Origin of the sequence: Psychrosphaera ytuae, assembly GCF_017638545.1 — a bacterium.
GTDB lineage: Bacteria > Pseudomonadota > Gammaproteobacteria > Enterobacterales > Alteromonadaceae > Psychrosphaera > Psychrosphaera ytuae.
Map to the genome: position 1 here is coordinate 1,645,588 of NZ_CP072110.1, position 16,573 is coordinate 1,662,160.

14 protein-coding genes are annotated in these 16,573 nt (G+C 42.8%); 2 read left to right on the top strand and 12 right to left on the bottom strand.

Going from position 1 to position 16,573, the window contains the following annotated elements:
• Positions 1-5 precede the first annotated feature (5 nt).
• The 8 genes from J1N51_RS07230 to J1N51_RS07265 all read right to left on the bottom strand — a co-directional run bounded on the left by J1N51_RS07230 (position 6) and on the right by J1N51_RS07265 (position 8,109).
• Positions 6-1,409 (bottom strand): AAA family ATPase, encoded by a 1,404-nt coding sequence (locus J1N51_RS07230; RefSeq protein ID WP_208833247.1) that lies wholly within the window; start codon positions 1,407-1,409, stop codon positions 6-8.
• An 89-nt stretch (positions 1,410-1,498) separates the two neighbouring features.
• Positions 1,499-2,563, bottom strand: coding sequence for a 3-dehydroquinate synthase (gene aroB, locus J1N51_RS07235; protein WP_208833248.1), 1,065 nt, complete (start codon positions 2,561-2,563; stop codon positions 1,499-1,501).
• 15 nt (positions 2,564-2,578) lie between these two features.
• Positions 2,579-3,097: a shikimate kinase AroK gene (aroK, locus tag J1N51_RS07240; RefSeq protein WP_208833249.1), complete on the bottom strand. Its 519-nt coding sequence runs from the start codon at positions 3,095-3,097 to the stop codon at positions 2,579-2,581.
• 131 nt (positions 3,098-3,228) lie between these two features.
• A complete protein-coding gene (locus J1N51_RS07245) occupies positions 3,229-5,292 on the bottom strand; it encodes a type IV pilus secretin PilQ (protein ID WP_208833250.1) in 2,064 nt (687 codons plus the stop codon).
• Between the two features lie 30 nt (positions 5,293-5,322).
• Complete coding sequence (locus tag J1N51_RS07250; RefSeq protein ID WP_208833251.1) at positions 5,323-5,850, bottom strand: pilus assembly protein PilP; 528 nt, start codon at positions 5,848-5,850, stop codon at positions 5,323-5,325.
• Positions 5,850-6,443, bottom strand: coding sequence for a type IV pilus inner membrane component PilO (locus J1N51_RS07255; protein ID WP_408635896.1), 594 nt, complete (start codon positions 6,441-6,443; stop codon positions 5,850-5,852). Before J1N51_RS07255 ends, J1N51_RS07250 begins: the two co-directional genes overlap by 1 nt.
• 11 nt (positions 6,444-6,454) lie before the next feature.
• Positions 6,455-7,030, bottom strand: a complete 576-nt coding sequence (locus tag J1N51_RS07260; RefSeq protein WP_208833253.1) for a PilN domain-containing protein — start codon at positions 7,028-7,030, stop codon at positions 6,455-6,457.
• Positions 7,018-8,109, bottom strand: coding sequence for a pilus assembly protein PilM (locus J1N51_RS07265; RefSeq protein WP_208833254.1), 1,092 nt, complete (start codon positions 8,107-8,109; stop codon positions 7,018-7,020). Before J1N51_RS07265 ends, J1N51_RS07260 begins: the two co-directional genes overlap by 13 nt.
• Before the next feature lie 144 nt (positions 8,110-8,253).
• Between J1N51_RS07265 and J1N51_RS07270 the strand changes: the two genes are divergently transcribed.
• Positions 8,254-10,776 (top strand): penicillin-binding protein 1A, encoded by a 2,523-nt coding sequence (locus J1N51_RS07270; RefSeq protein WP_208833255.1) that lies wholly within the window; start codon positions 8,254-8,256, stop codon positions 10,774-10,776.
• Positions 10,776-10,955: a hypothetical protein gene (locus tag J1N51_RS07275; protein WP_208833256.1), complete on the top strand. Its 180-nt coding sequence runs from the start codon at positions 10,776-10,778 to the stop codon at positions 10,953-10,955. Before J1N51_RS07270 ends, J1N51_RS07275 begins: the two co-directional genes overlap by 1 nt.
• 86 nt (positions 10,956-11,041) lie before the next feature.
• Here J1N51_RS07275 and J1N51_RS07280 read toward each other — a convergent pair whose 3' ends face one another.
• The 4 genes from J1N51_RS07280 to J1N51_RS07295 form a co-directional block, all read right to left on the bottom strand.
• Entirely contained in the window at positions 11,042-14,167 is a 3,126-nt protein-coding gene (locus tag J1N51_RS07280) for an efflux RND transporter permease subunit (protein ID WP_208833257.1), read from the bottom strand.
• Between the two features lie 2 nt (positions 14,168-14,169).
• Positions 14,170-15,294 (bottom strand): efflux RND transporter periplasmic adaptor subunit, encoded by a 1,125-nt coding sequence (locus J1N51_RS07285; RefSeq protein ID WP_208833258.1) that lies wholly within the window; start codon positions 15,292-15,294, stop codon positions 14,170-14,172.
• A 151-nt stretch (positions 15,295-15,445) separates the two neighbouring features.
• Complete coding sequence (erpA, locus tag J1N51_RS07290) at positions 15,446-15,820, bottom strand: iron-sulfur cluster insertion protein ErpA (RefSeq protein ID WP_208833259.1); 375 nt, start codon at positions 15,818-15,820, stop codon at positions 15,446-15,448.
• A 69-nt stretch (positions 15,821-15,889) separates the two neighbouring features.
• The gene (locus tag J1N51_RS07295) at positions 15,890-16,480 is read right to left on the bottom strand and encodes a DUF6776 family protein (RefSeq protein ID WP_208833260.1); all 591 of its coding nucleotides are present in this window, start codon (positions 16,478-16,480) and stop codon (positions 15,890-15,892) included.
• Positions 16,481-16,573: the final 93 nt, after the last annotated feature.

Genomic DNA, 16,573 nt, shown 5'->3' on the forward strand with positions numbered 1-16,573 from the left:
CTCAATTACTGGCTTAGTGTTTGTTGATAAACGGCGATTTGTTGTTGAATGACTGAGACAGACTTTGCCCAAGCATTGTTATCGACAGTTTTTGCGGTTTCGCGCGCTGCGCTAATAGAATCAAATACGCCATAAGTGACAACCCACCAATCTGAGTTATTTCGCTTAATTTTGTATATTCTGGTTAACTCTCCATCAAGGCGCTTACTGTTTAAGTACTGCTCTAAAATAGATTCAGTGCTGACTGCCGTTAATTGTAAGACGTATTTGTCACTAGGCAAAGCCATCAAGGCTTGATTGTCGATATTATATCCAGCAACACTTGGGATGATGTTTTGCACTGACGTATCTTTCACTTCAGGCTCAGGGCCTATGTCCTGAACTGGTACTTCTTCGACGTCTGTTGAAGATGACTGCTCTTTGGTTTCTACGACCGATTCATCAAATGCTTTTTGTTCAATCTCTTCAAGGGATTCTCCAGTAATGGTCACTTCCTGGCCCTTTTTTTCAGCGAAGGTGGGAGTTTCAGCCTCGATGGGCGTCATCTCTGCCTGTTCAGCCGTGAGCTGGTTTTGCTCTGCACCATAAATCACGTCAAAAATATCTGCTGCTGAGGCGACATTTACTTTTTTCGGCTGTAATTCAATTTGCTTTTGCACTTCCGGCTTAGACCAAGTCTTAGCGGTTACGCTGTCTTTTGCTTTATTAACTAATTCCGTAATTGCCGTAGGACCAGAGTTTGGGTCTGTGTTGCTCGTACGATAAAAGTAATTGCCAAGCGCAAACAATAGACTGACTACAACTAAAACCGCCCCCCACAACTTCAGGTTCAAGGGAGGGATTTGCCCTAGACCAGATTGATTGGCTTGGTCATACGCCAGCAATTGAATAGGAATTCCGTTCGCGCTTTCTATCCAACGCTTAACCTTAACATTGTTAGAACTTGGTACATCGTCAAAATAACGTGTTAGCAGTTGATAACTCTCGTTATAAGATAATGTAGGAACCGTATAGTGACTGATTAACGCAGAGTCTATGGACGCGAGGGTCTTAGATTGGGCTTTGTCAAAAGTAACTAAAACCACCATGTGATAACCGCGCTTTTTGAGCTCTGCAACCACTTGCAGTAATTCACCTATGATTTGGCCAGGCAAGAAGTGACCGTTATCAATTGCGACTAACAGGGGAGTTTGGTGATTAAATTCTAGAAATGTATTTAGTAGCGACTTCTCTGGATCGTAGAGTACATTGCCAAACAATTGCTCTATGATCCGGCTTCGTATTTGAATTTCGTTTAATGATGCAGCGGCGGTTAAATAACATTTATTTGCTTCTGGCAAACAAGCCGTTAGTAATTCTTCTAATACGGTCGTCTTACCTACTCCAGTCGTACCGTCAATGGCAAGCATGCAAGATTGCGTCGTCTGCTCTATTAGCGACTCTAAAAAATCAAGTCTCGACTTGGGTATGAAAAATCCGTTGTTCGCGCTCACAGTCATTACAAAATAGTTTGAAGTTCTGATTCGGTTACGTCTGACACCAGTATCGCTTGGCCAAGCTGTTTCGGCAATATAAATCTGATTGTACTGGCTTTGACTTTCTTATCTTTTTTCATGTGTTTAATATAATCATCACATGACATAGAATCTGGACCCGATGTTGGTAAATCAAATGCGTTTAATAGAGTGATAACCCGTGAGACATCACTTTCGTTAATCCAACCTCTAAGCCTTGCTAACTGACAAGCTTGAACCATCCCCGCTGCTACTGCTTCACCGTGCAACCAGTTGCCATATCCTTGCTCAGCTTCTATCGCATGTCCAAATGTGTGACCTAGATTTAATAAAGCTCTTCGTCCCTGCTCTTTTTCGTCTTCAGCTACAATTTCGGCTTTTATCTCGCAACAACGATGAATGATGTAAGCCATTACATCGTCATCCATTTGTTGTATCGCTGCGATATTGTTCTCAAGATATTCGAATAAATCTCTATCAGCTAAAATACCGTACTTGATCACTTCGGCCATACCTGCGGCAAACTCTCTTTTTGGAAGGGTCTTCAAGGAGTTCATACTGATAAACACAGCTTGTGGTTGATAAAATGCGCCTATCATATTTTTGCCAAGTGGATGGTTCACTGCCGTTTTACCACCAACTGACGAATCAACTTGAGACAAAAGAGTAGTAGGAACTTGAATGAAGTTCACACCACGCATAAACGTCGCAGCAACAAACCCACAAATATCACCAACAACACCTCCACCTAGGGCGATCAGAGTGACATCACGAGCAGCACCCTGCTCTAGTAAAAACGTCATAATATCGTGATAGGTCTCTAGGGTTTTATTGGCTTCGCCATCGGCCATCTCATAATAACTAACGTCAAAGTCAGTTAAAGCGAGAGCGATCTGAGATTTAAAAATGGGCAAAACGGTAGTGTTGCTGATGACAACGACGCGTTGCCCCTTGATATGCGGACACAAAAAAGACGACAAACTATTGCCGTCTTTTTCTATATAGATGGGGTAGCTGTGATCACCTAAATTAACTTCAAGGCTTTTCATTCACAGCTCCTTATCTTAAAAATCTAATTTACTAATAATCTCGTTTGCGACAACACGAGCACTTTGCTCATCAGTCTTAACTACAATGTCAGCGACTTCTTCGTACAGCGGATTGCGCTCTTCTGCTAAACGAACCAATACATCACGCGCTGGCTCTTCAGTTTGCAATAATGGGCGACGTTTGTCACGTTGTGTACGAGCAACTTGCTTTTCGATTGGAGTTTCTAAATAAACGACAATACCACGTGCCGACAAGCGGTTTCTGATCTCTTTGCTAACAACAGAACCACCGCCTGTTGCCAATACAATACCTTGCTTTTCTGTAAGGTCAGTAATTACTGACTCTTCGCGTTTACGGAAACCATCTTCACCTTCGATATCAAATACCCAAGCGATATCAGCACCTGTACGACGTTCAATTTCCTGATCCGAGTCGACAAATTGTAAATGCAACTGATCGGCAAGATGTCTGCCAATTGTGCTTTTACCTGCGCCCATGGGACCTACTAAGAAGATGTTACGTTTTTCAGCCATATTACCTAATTCAAATACAGTTTAGTGTTAACAACAAGCCCAGGCACAATGATTCGCGCCCAAAAAATAAGGCGCGAATTATCGCAAAAAAAGTAGATAAATTGCAAGAAAAGCTTACTACTCGTTCATTTTTACATCGAGTCTGTGACGATTTTTGGTGTTACGAAAATTAGAAGTTCACGTTTCTCATTAAATGAAGTATCGGTTCTAAACGCACGGCCGATGAATGGAAGATCTCCTAATAGTGGAACTTTACTCACACTATTAATGACTTGTTGCTGGTAGATACCACCTAATACTATGGTTTCACCATTACGCGCCGTTACTTGAGTCTTCAATTGTTGCGTATCGATTGCCACTGCAGGACCAGTCGGTGTAGAAACCGTATCACCACGTGCGTTTTGAGTAATATTCAAATCCAAGATAACACTGTTATCCGGAGTAATTTGAGGCGTTACTTCTAAACTCAATACCGCTTTTTTGAACGAAACCGACGTAGCACCACTACTTGCAGCTTGTACATATGGAATTTCAGTACCTTGTTCGATACTTGAAGTTTGCTGGTTTGATGCAGTAATTCTCGGTGTTGCTACGATTTCACCTTTGTTTTCACGTTCTAGTGCCGATAGCTCTAAGTCCAGTAGTGTACCATCTGCCAATCGAGCAATCTGTACGGCAATGCTACCGGCAGGACTCGCGACGGGTAGGTTTACGTTTAAACGAGGGCCAGCATCGCTGCCTATGTTGCCTTGACGAATACTACTTGCGCCATCAAGTGAGCCTGATACGCCAGTTTGTTGATTTGTACCATCTAGGCTGTTACCTGACACACCCCAGCGAATACCTAATTGCTCGTCGATATTGTCTCTAATTGTAACCATACGCGCTTCAATCAAAACTTGTTTGATTGGGATATCGAGGGTCTTAACGGCCTTCTTAACGGTTTCGATTCCTGTTGCAGTATCTTTAACAAGTAACGTATTAGTGCGCTCATCAACCGAAACTTGACCACGAGGGGTCAAAATCGATGTGCCATCTGATTTAAGCAAGGCGGCAATTTCAGCGGCTTTGGCATAGTTGATCTGAATAAACTCAGAGACTAATACTTCAAACTCTTCTACTTTTTTCTTCGCTTCTAGTTCTCGTGCTTCACGAGCCGCTAATTCATCAGAAGGCGCAACAAGTAAAACATTGCCTTCCATTCGTTTGTCTAGACCTTTGGTTCGCAACACAATTTCAAGTGCTTGGTCCCAAGGTACGCCATTTAAACGAAGAGTTAATGTACCCGTTACCGTATCCGAGACAACCAAGTTAAAACCGTTTAGGTCTGCAATGATTTGCAAAACAGTACGAATTGGTAAGTCTTGGAAGTTTAGTGAAATAGGCTGGCCCTGGTATTCAGTACCACCGGCTAGTACACCTTGCTCCTCTGGAGCTTTGTTCACTGACAGGGTGAAAATATTATCTAACTGTTGGAAGTCGTACTCAAACTCACCTTCAACATCAATAACTAACTGTGAAGAACTTGCCGTTTGAAACGTCTCTAGTCCTTTGACAACAGTGCCAAAGTCAGTAACGTCCATTTTATATAACAGCTCATCTAGGATGTCAGTGTTGTGGAACTGAATGAAGATCTGGTTGTTTTTAGAGGTAACATCAACCGCGGCCATGTTATCTCTCAAGAATACTAAAACTCGCCCCTCAACAGCACCATTTACTTGGTCGCCACGACGGAAATCAAGGGCTTGAACACGGTTGATCAAATCAACATTAACGTCTTGTTGATTTGATGGTTCGATACTTGGGTTGTCAGACACGCGGATGTAAAACTTATTGCCTTCGACACGGCTTTTATAAAGCTTTAGCTGATCCAATAAAATAGTAACCAAAACACCTTTGTCACGGTGTTTTGTCTCGATGTTGAGTACGCCTTCTTTGTCGATTAAAACTTTGCCGAGGCTTTCTTCGAAATCCGTCTCTTCAAAGTACAATTCAATACGCGAAGGTTCGTTAAAAACTTGAATACTTGGGTCTGAATACAATGCTTCGTCAAACACGAACTCTAATTCAGTCTCGCCTTTTACAATGGGGGTATAGCGCACATCGTAGAGTAACGGAACTGACACCGCAGAAAAGGTCATAAATAGCGCAAAGCATGCCGTCAACAATCTATAAAACATAACGTTACTTTTCATTGTGTTTTGTAATCCATATTCTTATTAGTTTTATTCATCAGCCGCGCTGTCCGCTAGCTTGACCGTGGCGTCTCGTTCCTTCCAACAACCAGCGCCATCTGGTATCAATTCTACGACAGTAACTCGGTTATCAGTAACCGCAGTGATGCGACCGTGGTACAAGCCCACGTAATTCCCTTCCGTGACTCGGTGTAAAGAGCCGTCTGATGCTTGTATCAAAGCCCAAACTTCTTGGTTTGTACCTAGAGTACCTCGCATACTTAAATTATCCAACGCAAATTTTTCAAGTGGTTCTTTTCTGCGTCTTGGATCTGGTGCTAGACAGTTTTGAGCGGGTTCGTAACTTTCTTGGATGATTTCTGGAGACGGAAGATCAAACGGGCTCCGCGGAGAAGTCATAGAATATTCAATGTGCTCAAACTCATTTACTGCTGGGATTGGTTCGATCTTAACCGGAGTCCCTGACTTAACTTGATTCATGTATTGTTGTAAATCGGTTACGTCGTCATAACACGCCGTCGTTAATACCGACATTACTAAGACCAAAAGAATTCGCATTATTTTGCTCCTTCTTTGTATCGATATGTTTTAGCGACAACATTTAAACGCAAGCGTTTTCCTCTGTCTTCGCTAACCGAGAAGTCGTGTAACGTAACAATTCGAGGTAATGCCGCAACTTGACTCACAAATTGACCAAACTCGTGATAATCGCCCAATACTTCTATTTGAATAGGTAACTCAGTATAAAATTGCTTTTCAACTTCAGGTAGCCAGTTAATTTTTATAAAGGTTAGTCCTGAAGTGGTACCGACATAAGTGATGTCGTCTAATAAGCCCGGAGTCTCATGAGAGGTTGGCAGACGTTTGAGAAGTAAAGAGAACTTTTCTTCCATGTCTTGCATTTGTTTTTTGTAAGAGTCTAAGTTAACCGCGGCACCATACTTAACGCGATAGGTACTCTTGAGCTGCAACTCTTCTGCTTCGGCTGATTTAAGAGCATCAACTTTCGAGCTCACTAAAAGCATATAACTGGCAATCGCAACCGCGATTGCAACGAATAACGCCATCGCGACTTTGGCAGGTTTGGGCCATGAGCCCATATTCTCAAAATCGATATCGTTGATATCAAATTCAGAAAAATCAAAGTTCAGTTTATCTAGCTTCATTTTGATTTACCTCCCTGCTTTTGTTCAGGGATGTAGCCTTTTACCGCAATAGTCATAGAGAAGTCTGACAATAATTGGTCTTCGCGTTCTGCAGAAACGATGGAGTCTAGATCAGCCCCTTCGAGTAACTCAGAACGTTCAATTTCTCTCATCATGTTCGATAACCGGTTATTTGACTCACTCTTGCCGTTGATCAATAAACCAGAGCCTTTCTTCTCTACTTTGGTCAAATAGATACCTGCTGGGACTACCCGTGCAATTTCATTGAAGATTTGAGTACCTAAATTACGACTTTCTTGTAAGAGCTCGATGAGTTCGATGCGTTGATTCAAATCATCTTTGGTTTTGTTTAAGTTACGGATCTCTCGGATCCTTTGATCCAAAATCGAAATCTCACTGCGCAAATAGTTGTTGCGGTATTCCTGACCCGCTAGTCGCTCTGAGTAATACATGTTTAACAAAAACACCAAAAAGACCACCAATCCTGATATCACCCCTAGGATGGCTAGAAATTGCTGTTGGCGTTCTTTTCGAGCCGTCTCACGCCATGGCAAAAGATTTATATATGGCATTCTGAGAAACTCCTTAATGCAAGTCCTGTTGCAATCATTAACTGCGGCTGGAATGCCTCAATTTCTTCCGAATCCAATTCGGCTGCGATCTCTAGTTCAGCAAATGGTTTGGCAATGACTGTATGAATACCAAGCTCGTCAATTAACAATCTGTCCAAACCGGCAATCAATGAGGTGCCACCTGACAACACAATGTAGTCGACGTTGTCTTTTTCACTGGTGTTTAAAAACATCTGAATAGAACGACGAATTTGTTGTAGTAAAGCCGTTTGGAAAGGAGCGAGTACTTCAAAAGTGTAATTAGGTGGAAGGTCGCCATTTACTTTGGCTCGTTCTGATTCATCAAACGAACGGCCGTAGTACGAAACTATTGAGTTGGTAAACTGTTCACCGCCAAACATCTGGTCTCGTGTATATAACGAACGTTCACCCTGGACAATGCTCAGTAAGGTAATTTGTGCACCTATATCGACAAAAGCGACGACTTTTTCGTTTGCATCGTCAGGAAGTTGGCCTACGCACAATTGCCCAGCTCGGCTTAGAGCGTAACTTTCGACGTCCAAAACTTTAGGTTCAAAACCGCCCTCGATAACAGCGTGAGAACGCGCTTCAATATTTTCTGTCCGCGCCGCACTCAATAATACATCGACCTTTGAAGGATCGGCTTTGTTAACAGTGAGCTTTTCGAAGTCTAAACTGACTTCATCAAGAGGGTATGGAATGAGTGTATCCGCTTCAATTTCAATTTGGCTTTCTAATTCGGCGTCAGACAATGACACGTCCATATAGATAACTTTGGTAATGACACTCGCGCCTGAGATTGCTACTGCGGCGTGTTTTACCTGTTTTGGAATGCGTTTACGAATTTTATTAATGACACGAGCGACAGCTTCGATGTCCTGAATTTCGCTGTCTTTGATCATCCCTTTTGGCATGAGTTCGATTAAGGCTTCTTCAACTCGATATACACCATGCTGTTCTGATAACAATACGGCCTTTATCGAATGCGAACCTATATCAATCCCTACCATGTATGGGATACTTTTTGTAAAAAACTTCCTGATTGTATCTGCTAACATGTCAAGTTACTGAGCTGCCTGTTATTTGTCCTATTGTCGCAAGATTAGACTTTTTTTTGATCAATAAAAAGCCTTTTCTCTAATCCTGTTCCGGTTATACTACCTACATTATCCTCATCCACAAATTTTTTCTAGGTTTATTCAATGGGTTGGCTCAAAAAATTAGGGAAGTTAATGATTTTTGGAGCGTTAATAGCACTAACAGTGGTATTGGCGTTTTATTTATACGTTAAAGATGACTTGCCATCCGAGGAGTCTATTCGAGATGTTCGCTTCCAAATCCCAATGAAAGTCTACACTGCAGACGGCCAACTCATCTCTCAGTTTGGTGAAAAGCGACGAAATCCAGTTTTATATTCCGAAATCCCTCAGCAACTAAAAGACGCAATTATTGCTACCGAAGACTCTCGTTTTTATGAGCATTTTGGTATTGATCCCATCGGTCTTATCCGTTCGGTTGTGGTAGTAGTGTCAACCGGAACCAAAGCGCAGGGCGCCAGTACCATTACCATGCAGTTGGCTAGAAACGTCTTTTTATCACTCGACAAACGTTGGATGCGTAAAATCAAAGAAGCGTATATTGCCCTACACATCGAACAAATCATGACAAAAGAGGAAATATTAACTCTTTATCTCAACAAGATCCCATTTGGCAATCGCGCCTACGGTATTGGTGCTGCCGCCCAAGTGTATTACGGAAAAGACATTGGCGAGCTTAACTTGCCGCAGCTAGCTATGTTAGCTGGCCTACCAAAAGCACCGTCACGCTATAACCCGATCAGAAACCCAGAGCGCGCCAAATTTCGACGCAATGTTGTTTTAGGTCGAATGTTAGCAGTGGGTGCCATTGACCAAGCTACTTATGAAGAAGCAAAAGCAGCCCCAGTAACGGCTAAGTTCCACGGTGCAAAAATAACTGCATCAGCACCTTATGTAGCAGAGCAAGTTCGGCTTGAAATGATTGAAAAGTTCGGTGAAGAACAAGCCTATACCTCTGGATTCAAAGTCTACACAACCATAGACGCGGACGCGCAAGTCGCTGCTCGTCAGGCAGTCAGAGAAAACCTACATGCCTATGATGAACGTCACGGCTACAGAGGGCCTTCACGCTATTTATGGGACATAGAAAAAGCAGACGCAACCGATGTCAACTCGTTGAGTTGGGATATGGACAAAATTGAGGACTATCTCAAAAAGATTAGGGACTATGGTGAGCTCACTCCTGCTGTTGTTACCAATGTGACCGACGAAAGTATTTATGTTCAACGCAAAGGCAAAGTATTTGATGTTGTTCATTGGGATGGTTTGAAATGGGCAAGACCTTACATTGACGATGATAAGCAAGGCCCACCGCCACAAACAGCACATGACATATTAAAAGAAGGCGCGTTTATCTGGTTGAAGCCTCAATCAGATGGTAGTTTTAAACTTTCTCAACGTCCTATTGTCAGCGGTTCTCTCGTTGCAATGAATCCTCAAAATGGCGATATCTTAGCATTGGTCGGTGGTTATGACTTTGCCTACAACCAATACAATCGCGTTATCCAGGCCGAACGTCAAATCGGTTCAAACGTTAAGCCATTTGTGTATTCTGGCGCTATTGAAAATGGTATGACTCTCGCCACGCTAGTCAATGATGCTCCTATTACTAAATGGGAACGCAATATGGTTTGGCGACCGAAAAATTCACCTGAGACGTACAACGGTCCTACTCGGGTTAGAAGGGGTCTTGCTGAATCAAAAAACGTTATGGCGGTAAGGGTAATGCGTACCCTAGGAATCGACGCTACGATTGATTATTTAACTCGCTTTGGCTTTGACAAAAATAACTTACCTGCAAATGAGTCATTGTCATTGGGTTCTGCTTCTCTTACTCCCCTTTCTGTGGTTAGAGGAATGAGCACTTTTGCCAACGGCGGATTTTTAGTCGAGCCTCAACTAATCGATTATGTTGAAGATACTGCGGGTAATAAGGTTTTCCAAACCACTCGCTTAGTTGCCAATCTCGAACAGAAAGAATTGGACAATCAATCTTTAAACACTCTACCTTTAAACAGTGACAACCCGGTCAAATTTGAGCTACCTGCTCCCCGAGTTATCAGTGAACAAAATGCGTTTTTGATCACAGACGCGATGAACTCTACGATTTGGGGTGGCGGTAATTGGGCTAGAGGCAATGGCTGGAATGGCACTGCTTGGCGAGCTCAAGTCCTTAAACGCCGTGATTTTAGTGGTAAAACGGGTACGACCAACCAATCCATTGATACTTGGTTCTCTGGCTTTAATGCCCACATTGCAGCAACTACTTGGGTAGGGTTTGATGCACCAGGTAGACCTTTGGGACGTACCAGCTTTAACAGCAACCTCACCGATGCAGAACAAGAGACAGGGGCAGAAGCAGGTGCAGTAACAGCACTCCCAGCTTGGGTTCGCTTTATGCAGGATTATAAAGATAAGGTACCGTTAACCTATCGTGAGATCCCAGAAGGTGTCATATCCGTAAGAATTGACAGAAAAACCGGCTTATTGTCTCGCAAAACGGACCACACAACTCGATTCGAATACTTTATTAAAGGTACCGAGCCGACCAAATACGTCGATGAGTTTGAACCCCAAACCATAGATGAAGAAAAAGACATGATTGAAGAAGAGGAAGGTCTATTTTAATGGTTAAGTTCTTTTTTCTAATTCCACTATTACTAAGTTTAGTCTGGTGGCAGTACCTAAGAGTAAATGGCTGGACACTTGAACAAGGTAAGCGAGGGTTTTATTACATCATCGCGTTTTCTGTCGCTATCGCAGTGTTCTTTGGCTTTATGTATGGCTTAAATCACTATCTTAACTAGGCGCTACAAAATCTAAGTACTCAAATAATAAAAAAGCGAGTGTGGCATAACCAACACTCGCTTTTTTTTCACTTAATTCCAAGCTTTTAATTAGCCGTTATCGCCTCTCGTCGACGTTCTTTAAAACGGCGTATTTTGGCTCGAGTTTGGTCCCCTAGTGCCAACAAGCAAGGCGTCAAAACTAGAGTTAATAACGTCGCAAAAGCCAATCCGCCTGCAACTGCAATAGATAGTTGTGACCACCACTGAGTTGACGGTCCACCAAATTCCATCACTCGATTCATCAAGTCTATGTTGACTTCTAACACCATAGGCATGAGTCCTAATATAGTAGTGACCGTGGTTAACATAACCGGACGCAATCGTTGAGCACCCGTGCGCAATACCGCCTCAGTAATACTCATACCCTCTCTTCGTAAGACGTTGTAAGTATCGATAAGAACAATATTGTTGTTCACCACAATACCAGCCAAAGAAATAACCCCAATGCCTGACATAACAACGCCAAATGGTTTTTGTACGATTAGTAGCCCCAAGAATACACCGACGGTAGAAAACACCACGGCACTCAAGATCAATGCAGCCTGATAAAAGCTATTAAATTGACTGACCAAAATGATCGCCATTACAAACAGAGCGACCATAAAGGCTGTTTGTAAAAAGGCTTGAGACTCGGCCTGGTCTTCGTTTTCACCACGTACTTTTATTGCGATAGTTTGGCTTAAACCAAGTTCAGGTAATTTGGCTTGGAGCTCGGGTAACGCTTTGGAAAGAAGCACACCTGGCGCCATATCAGCGGCAATCTGAACAACTCGACGACCATCTACACGACGAATAACGTCTACTTTTGGCACCGCTTTTTGTTCAACAAAGTTACTGACTGGAACCATACCGTTAGCTGTTTTAACACGAACATGGGACAGTTCGCCGATGTCGCGCTTTTCTTCTGGGTAACGAACACGAATATCGAGCTCATCGTCGACATCATCTGGTCGATATTCGCCAATTTTCAATCCATTGGTCACCATTGAAATAGAGCTACCCACTAACGTGGCATCAGCACCAAAACGAGCTGCATCACTGCGGTCAATTAATAACTGCCATTCAATACCGTCTTTGTTGGCTGTGTCGGAAATATTAGTGAACTGCCCTGTTTCTTCTAATGCTTTGCGAATAACCACAACCGCGTCATTTAGCTCATCAGGAAAACGAGAACTCAGTTCCAATACCAATGCCTTGCCACCACCTGGACTATTGTCGTCTTTACGAACTTCTATTTCGACACCGGCAATATCGTCGGTCAGGGCATGAACATCTTCAATAATGTCATTGGCTTTTCGGCGAATTTGCCAGTCAATAAGGTTCATTCGCATATAACCCACTTGATCACTGCCACCCGTTCTTGCATACAGAGTTTCGATTTCATCAAGCGTGACTAGACGCTGCTCTATTGTTTGCATAATTTTGTCTTTTTCATGGATCGACAAGTCGCCATGAGAACGGACGGTAATATTGGCACCAACTGGCTCGACATCAGGGAAAAACTCGACACCGAGTCCGCTTGCACCAAACCCCATAAAAACAGCGATTGCTATAACAATGGATACCGCGAGACTCTTGAGGGGATTTTTTATCGCCACTTCCAAAAAGCGCACGTACTTGCCGGTATATCCGCCAAGACTTCTAATATCCCCTTGTTCTGCTTGTATTAACTGCTCTTGAGTTTCTTTGGAAACAGGACGAACCTTACCAATAATAGTACCGAGTGACGGAACAAAGATAAGTGCCATTATCAGTGATGCAGATAACACAGCAATCAAAGTAATCGGCAAATACTTCATAAACTCGCCCATCATGCCAGGCCAGAAGATCAAAGGAGCAAACGCCGCTAAAGTTGTCGCGGTCGAAGCTATAATTGGCCATGCCATTCGTTTAGACGCAAGTCGGTATGCTTCTTTTCTGGTTTTGCCCTCACTCATCATGCGATCAGCAAACTCAGTCACTACAATCGCACCATCAACCAACATACCTACGGCCATGATCAGGGAAAACAAGACCACCATATTGACCGTCATGCCCATCAAACTAATGACCAAAATCCCCGTTAAAAACGAACCTGGAATCGCAATACCTACCAAAGCCGCAGAGCGGAAGCCAAGTGCAGCAATAACAACAATAACCACCAACAAAACCGCAGAAAGCACGTTGTTCTGTAAGTCGGTTAACATTTGTTTTACGTCTTTTGATTGATCACCCGTGTACGTTACTGCAATGTGCTCAGGCCATATTTGCTTGCCCTGCTCTACGATTGCTTTTACTTTCTCAATCGTTTCTATGATGTTTTCACCAGGACGCTTTTTGACTTCTAGTGACACAGCCGGGTTGTTATTTAATCGCGCAAATGACGTTGGATCTTTATATGAACGTCGTACCTCTGCTACATCACCAAAGGTAATTACTCGGTCATTAACCACTTTAATCGGTTGCTCGTAAACGTCTTTTACGGTTTCATAAACCGATGGAACTTTAACCGCAAATCGACCCGCACCAGTATCTAATGTACCGGCAGCAACAAGTCGGTTGTTTCGTTGTAATAAATTGAGAATGTCGTTTTGGTCTAAACCGTAGCTTTCCATTAAAAGGGGATCTACGATGATCTCAACGATGTCTTCACGATCACCACCAACTTCGACTTCGAGAACTTCACTCAACCCCTCGATTTCATCTTTTAAACGACGAGCTACCGTTACCAACCCGCGCTCTGGAACCGGTCCAGAAAGTACGACCGTGATAACAGGTTGCTCATCTGCCATGCTGACCTGTTTGATTACAGGCTCTTCAGATTCAGCAGGCAATTCTGCTTTGGCGATGGTCACTTTGTCTCGAACATCAGCCAAAGCATTTTTGGGATCAAAACCAGCGACAAATTCTAATTGAATAGACCCGTGTCCTTCACTCGCTGTCGAGGTCATTTCTTTAACCCCTTCAAGAGAACGAAGTTCTAATTCCATTGGTCGAATCAACATCCGCTCGGCATCTTCTGGCGAGATTCCGTCATGCACGATAGACACGTAAATAATAGGGATAGTGATGTCTGGGTTAGACTCTTTTGGAATTGAGTTATAGGTCATTGCTCCAGAAATTAAGAGCAAAATAAAGATCAATAAAACCGTTCTTGTACGATCTAAAGCGCCATCAATTATTCCACGCATGATTATTGTCCTACTTCAGTGCGTGATGTTGCTTCTGTATAAGTCACTTTGACCTTGTCACCCGGACGAACAAACCCTTGGCCACGAGTAATAACCTCTACTTCACCGCTAAAGCCACCTAACCAGACCCCATCTTGTTCGGCTTTAATCAAATCAATTGGCGTAAAAACAACAATATCATTCTCTACACTTTTGACGCCCAAATTGCCGTCTTTATCCAACGAAAGTAACGCTGGAGAGACTTTAATCGCCTGTTCATCAGAAAACGCCAGTCTGATTTCGGTACTTACACCGGCTTTCATGTTTAAGTTAGGGTTATCGATTTCAATTTCGATTGGGAAAGTGTTGGTACCAAGCTCTGAGACACTTGCTAGGTAACGAATTCGACCCGGAACCTGTTTGCCCGACACTAAACGCACATTAACTTCAGCGTCTTGATTGATTTGGGCGATATCGTTTTCGGTTACGTAAGCTCGAACCACCAATGGTGACAAATCAACGACATTGAAAAGTGTTTGCCCTTTGTTTACAAAACTACCAACCTCAACTTGTTGCATCTCTACAACACCCTCAAATGGCGCAACGATGGTACTTTTAGAAACTTGGTTTTGTCGCAAGCTCACCAAGGCTTTGGCCTCAACAAGTGCGGCTTTTGCTTGAGCTAATATCGACTCTCCCTGTAACCCTTTTGCCTGTAAAGACTTTGCACCTTCGTATTCAATTTCCCTTTGTTTTAATAGCGCTTTGGCAAAGTTTAATTGCTCGAGCTTATCTTCGAGTGCTAACTGAACAACGGTTTCGCCAACAGAAACTTTTTGGCCTTCTTTTACGTCTATGCTCGCAACACGACCATCAACTTCAGCGTTTAATGCCACAATTCGATCCGGCTCAGTACGGCCATAGAGTTCAATACTGCGTTTGATGTTTGAAGCAAAAAAGCGAGTCACTTCAACACTTGGGACTTTTTTCTCTACTTTGTTCGATTCGAGAACATGCGCTTTTTTATCTTCTGGTGATTCAGAGTTAAGCATTCCAGAAGCCATCCAAGACACCAGTAAAATAAAGATGATAATGGCTAGAATATAAGGTTTGCGTTCTAAGATTCCTGGAGTTGACGTGTGTGACATGATGTTCCTATCTATGACCAAGCGTTATAAATCAATAACATTTGGCTAGATGATAATGGAATATGTCTAGATCGACTAGGTTATGGCCATAAAAAAAGCCGCTAAATGCGGCTTTCTTTGTAAGAATTTGTCAATCTGTATCAATACTGCTTTAAACGCTAAAACTCGCGCCACAACCACAAGTTGTTGTTGCGTTAGGGTTGTTAACAAAAAAGCGTGAGCCTTCAAGGCCTTCAGTGTAATCAACGATACCGCCAACAAGGTATTGCAAGCTCATAGGATCGATCACCATAGAGACACCTTGTTTTTCGATTTCCATATCACCTGGGTTTACTTCTTCGTCAAAAGTAAAACCATATTGGAAACCTGAACAACCACCGCCTGTTACATAAACACGCAGTTTTAACGACGGATTTTCTTCTTCTTCAACTAACTGCTTCACCTTTGTCGCGGCCGCATCAGAAAACTGGATTGGCAGTTCTGGGGTGTCAGTCGGTTCTGTAGTCGGTGTCACAATGTCAGTCATAAAAAGTACCTCTCAAATTTGGGCCGCGATTATCTAATACCTGACAATTTTAATCAAGTATTTGAGCCCTTATAAATCGGGCCAATCGCGCTTTTCTGTAAAGGCTTTGTAAGCCTGCCATTTGGTTTTTGGCTGAACCACTTTTATCTCTACATCCGTCGGTTCGAATCCTTCAGGTAGCTTAAATTGCCCTTCAAAATATTGGAAATATCTAAAGCTAAACCTTAGGTCCTTTTTGTCTAACTTAGACAGTTCGGCTAAATCTAAACTGGTGCGTTTACCTTCTTGGTAGCCTAAGATATTGAGTTGGACATAACCCTTTGCATTGCGCTTTTTACTATCGGTCTGAACCACCGCAAATTGAAATTTAAAACGATTTTGTCCTTTGTCTTGTTCAACGGCAAATTGCTCGATAGCTAATCCATCTGCAACTAACTCAGGCGCTAGTACTTTTTGGTAAAAGTTTAGCTCTTTTTCTAGCTGGAACACTTCTTCACGCAAGGCAATCATTTCGGTTTGAGTTTGTTTGGCGGCGTTTTTTTCCACCTCAAGCTCGACCATCAAATAGTTGTTTTTGCGCACATGCTGGTCTATTTCTTTATACAAATCATCCAAACGGGCTTGTTGTTTGACGATCTGTTGCTCTTGCCATTGGCTCATATCCGCGCCAATTCGAAAGCTCGCATACGCCGTTATGCCAAGGATAATCAGCAAAAGTAATAAAAATTGGAATCGGCCTAATTTAGATTTTAA

What these genes read in the sequence shown, in the direction of transcription:
- J1N51_RS07230 (WP_208833247.1), bottom strand. Translation starts at nt 1,409, where the DNA reads ATGCTTGCCATTGACGGTACGACTGGAGTAGGTAAGACGACCGTATTA.
- aroB (WP_208833248.1), bottom strand. Translation starts at nt 2,563, where the DNA reads ATGAAAAGCCTTGAAGTTAATTTAGGTGATCACAGCTACCCCATCTAT.
- aroK (WP_208833249.1), bottom strand. Translation starts at nt 3,097, where the DNA reads ATGGCTGAAAAACGTAACATCTTCTTAGTAGGTCCCATGGGCGCAGGT.
- J1N51_RS07245 (WP_208833250.1), bottom strand. Translation starts at nt 5,292, where the DNA reads ATGAAAAGTAACGTTATGTTTTATAGATTGTTGACGGCATGCTTTGCG.
- J1N51_RS07250 (WP_208833251.1), bottom strand. Translation starts at nt 5,850, where the DNA reads ATGCGAATTCTTTTGGTCTTAGTAATGTCGGTATTAACGACGGCGTGT.
- J1N51_RS07260 (WP_208833253.1), bottom strand. Translation starts at nt 7,030, where the DNA reads ATGCCATATATAAATCTTTTGCCATGGCGTGAGACGGCTCGAAAAGAA.
- J1N51_RS07265 (WP_208833254.1), bottom strand. Translation starts at nt 8,109, where the DNA reads ATGTTAGCAGATACAATCAGGAAGTTTTTTACAAAAAGTATCCCATAC.
- J1N51_RS07270 (WP_208833255.1), top strand. Translation starts at nt 8,254, where the DNA reads ATGGGTTGGCTCAAAAAATTAGGGAAGTTAATGATTTTTGGAGCGTTA.
- J1N51_RS07275 (WP_208833256.1), top strand. Translation starts at nt 10,776, where the DNA reads ATGGTTAAGTTCTTTTTTCTAATTCCACTATTACTAAGTTTAGTCTGG.
- J1N51_RS07280 (WP_208833257.1), bottom strand. Translation starts at nt 14,167, where the DNA reads ATGCGTGGAATAATTGATGGCGCTTTAGATCGTACAAGAACGGTTTTA.
- J1N51_RS07285 (WP_208833258.1), bottom strand. Translation starts at nt 15,294, where the DNA reads ATGTCACACACGTCAACTCCAGGAATCTTAGAACGCAAACCTTATATT.
- erpA (WP_208833259.1), bottom strand. Translation starts at nt 15,820, where the DNA reads ATGACTGACATTGTGACACCGACTACAGAACCGACTGACACCCCAGAA.
- J1N51_RS07295 (WP_208833260.1), bottom strand. Translation starts at nt 16,480, where the DNA reads ATGAGCCAATGGCAAGAGCAACAGATCGTCAAACAACAAGCCCGTTTG.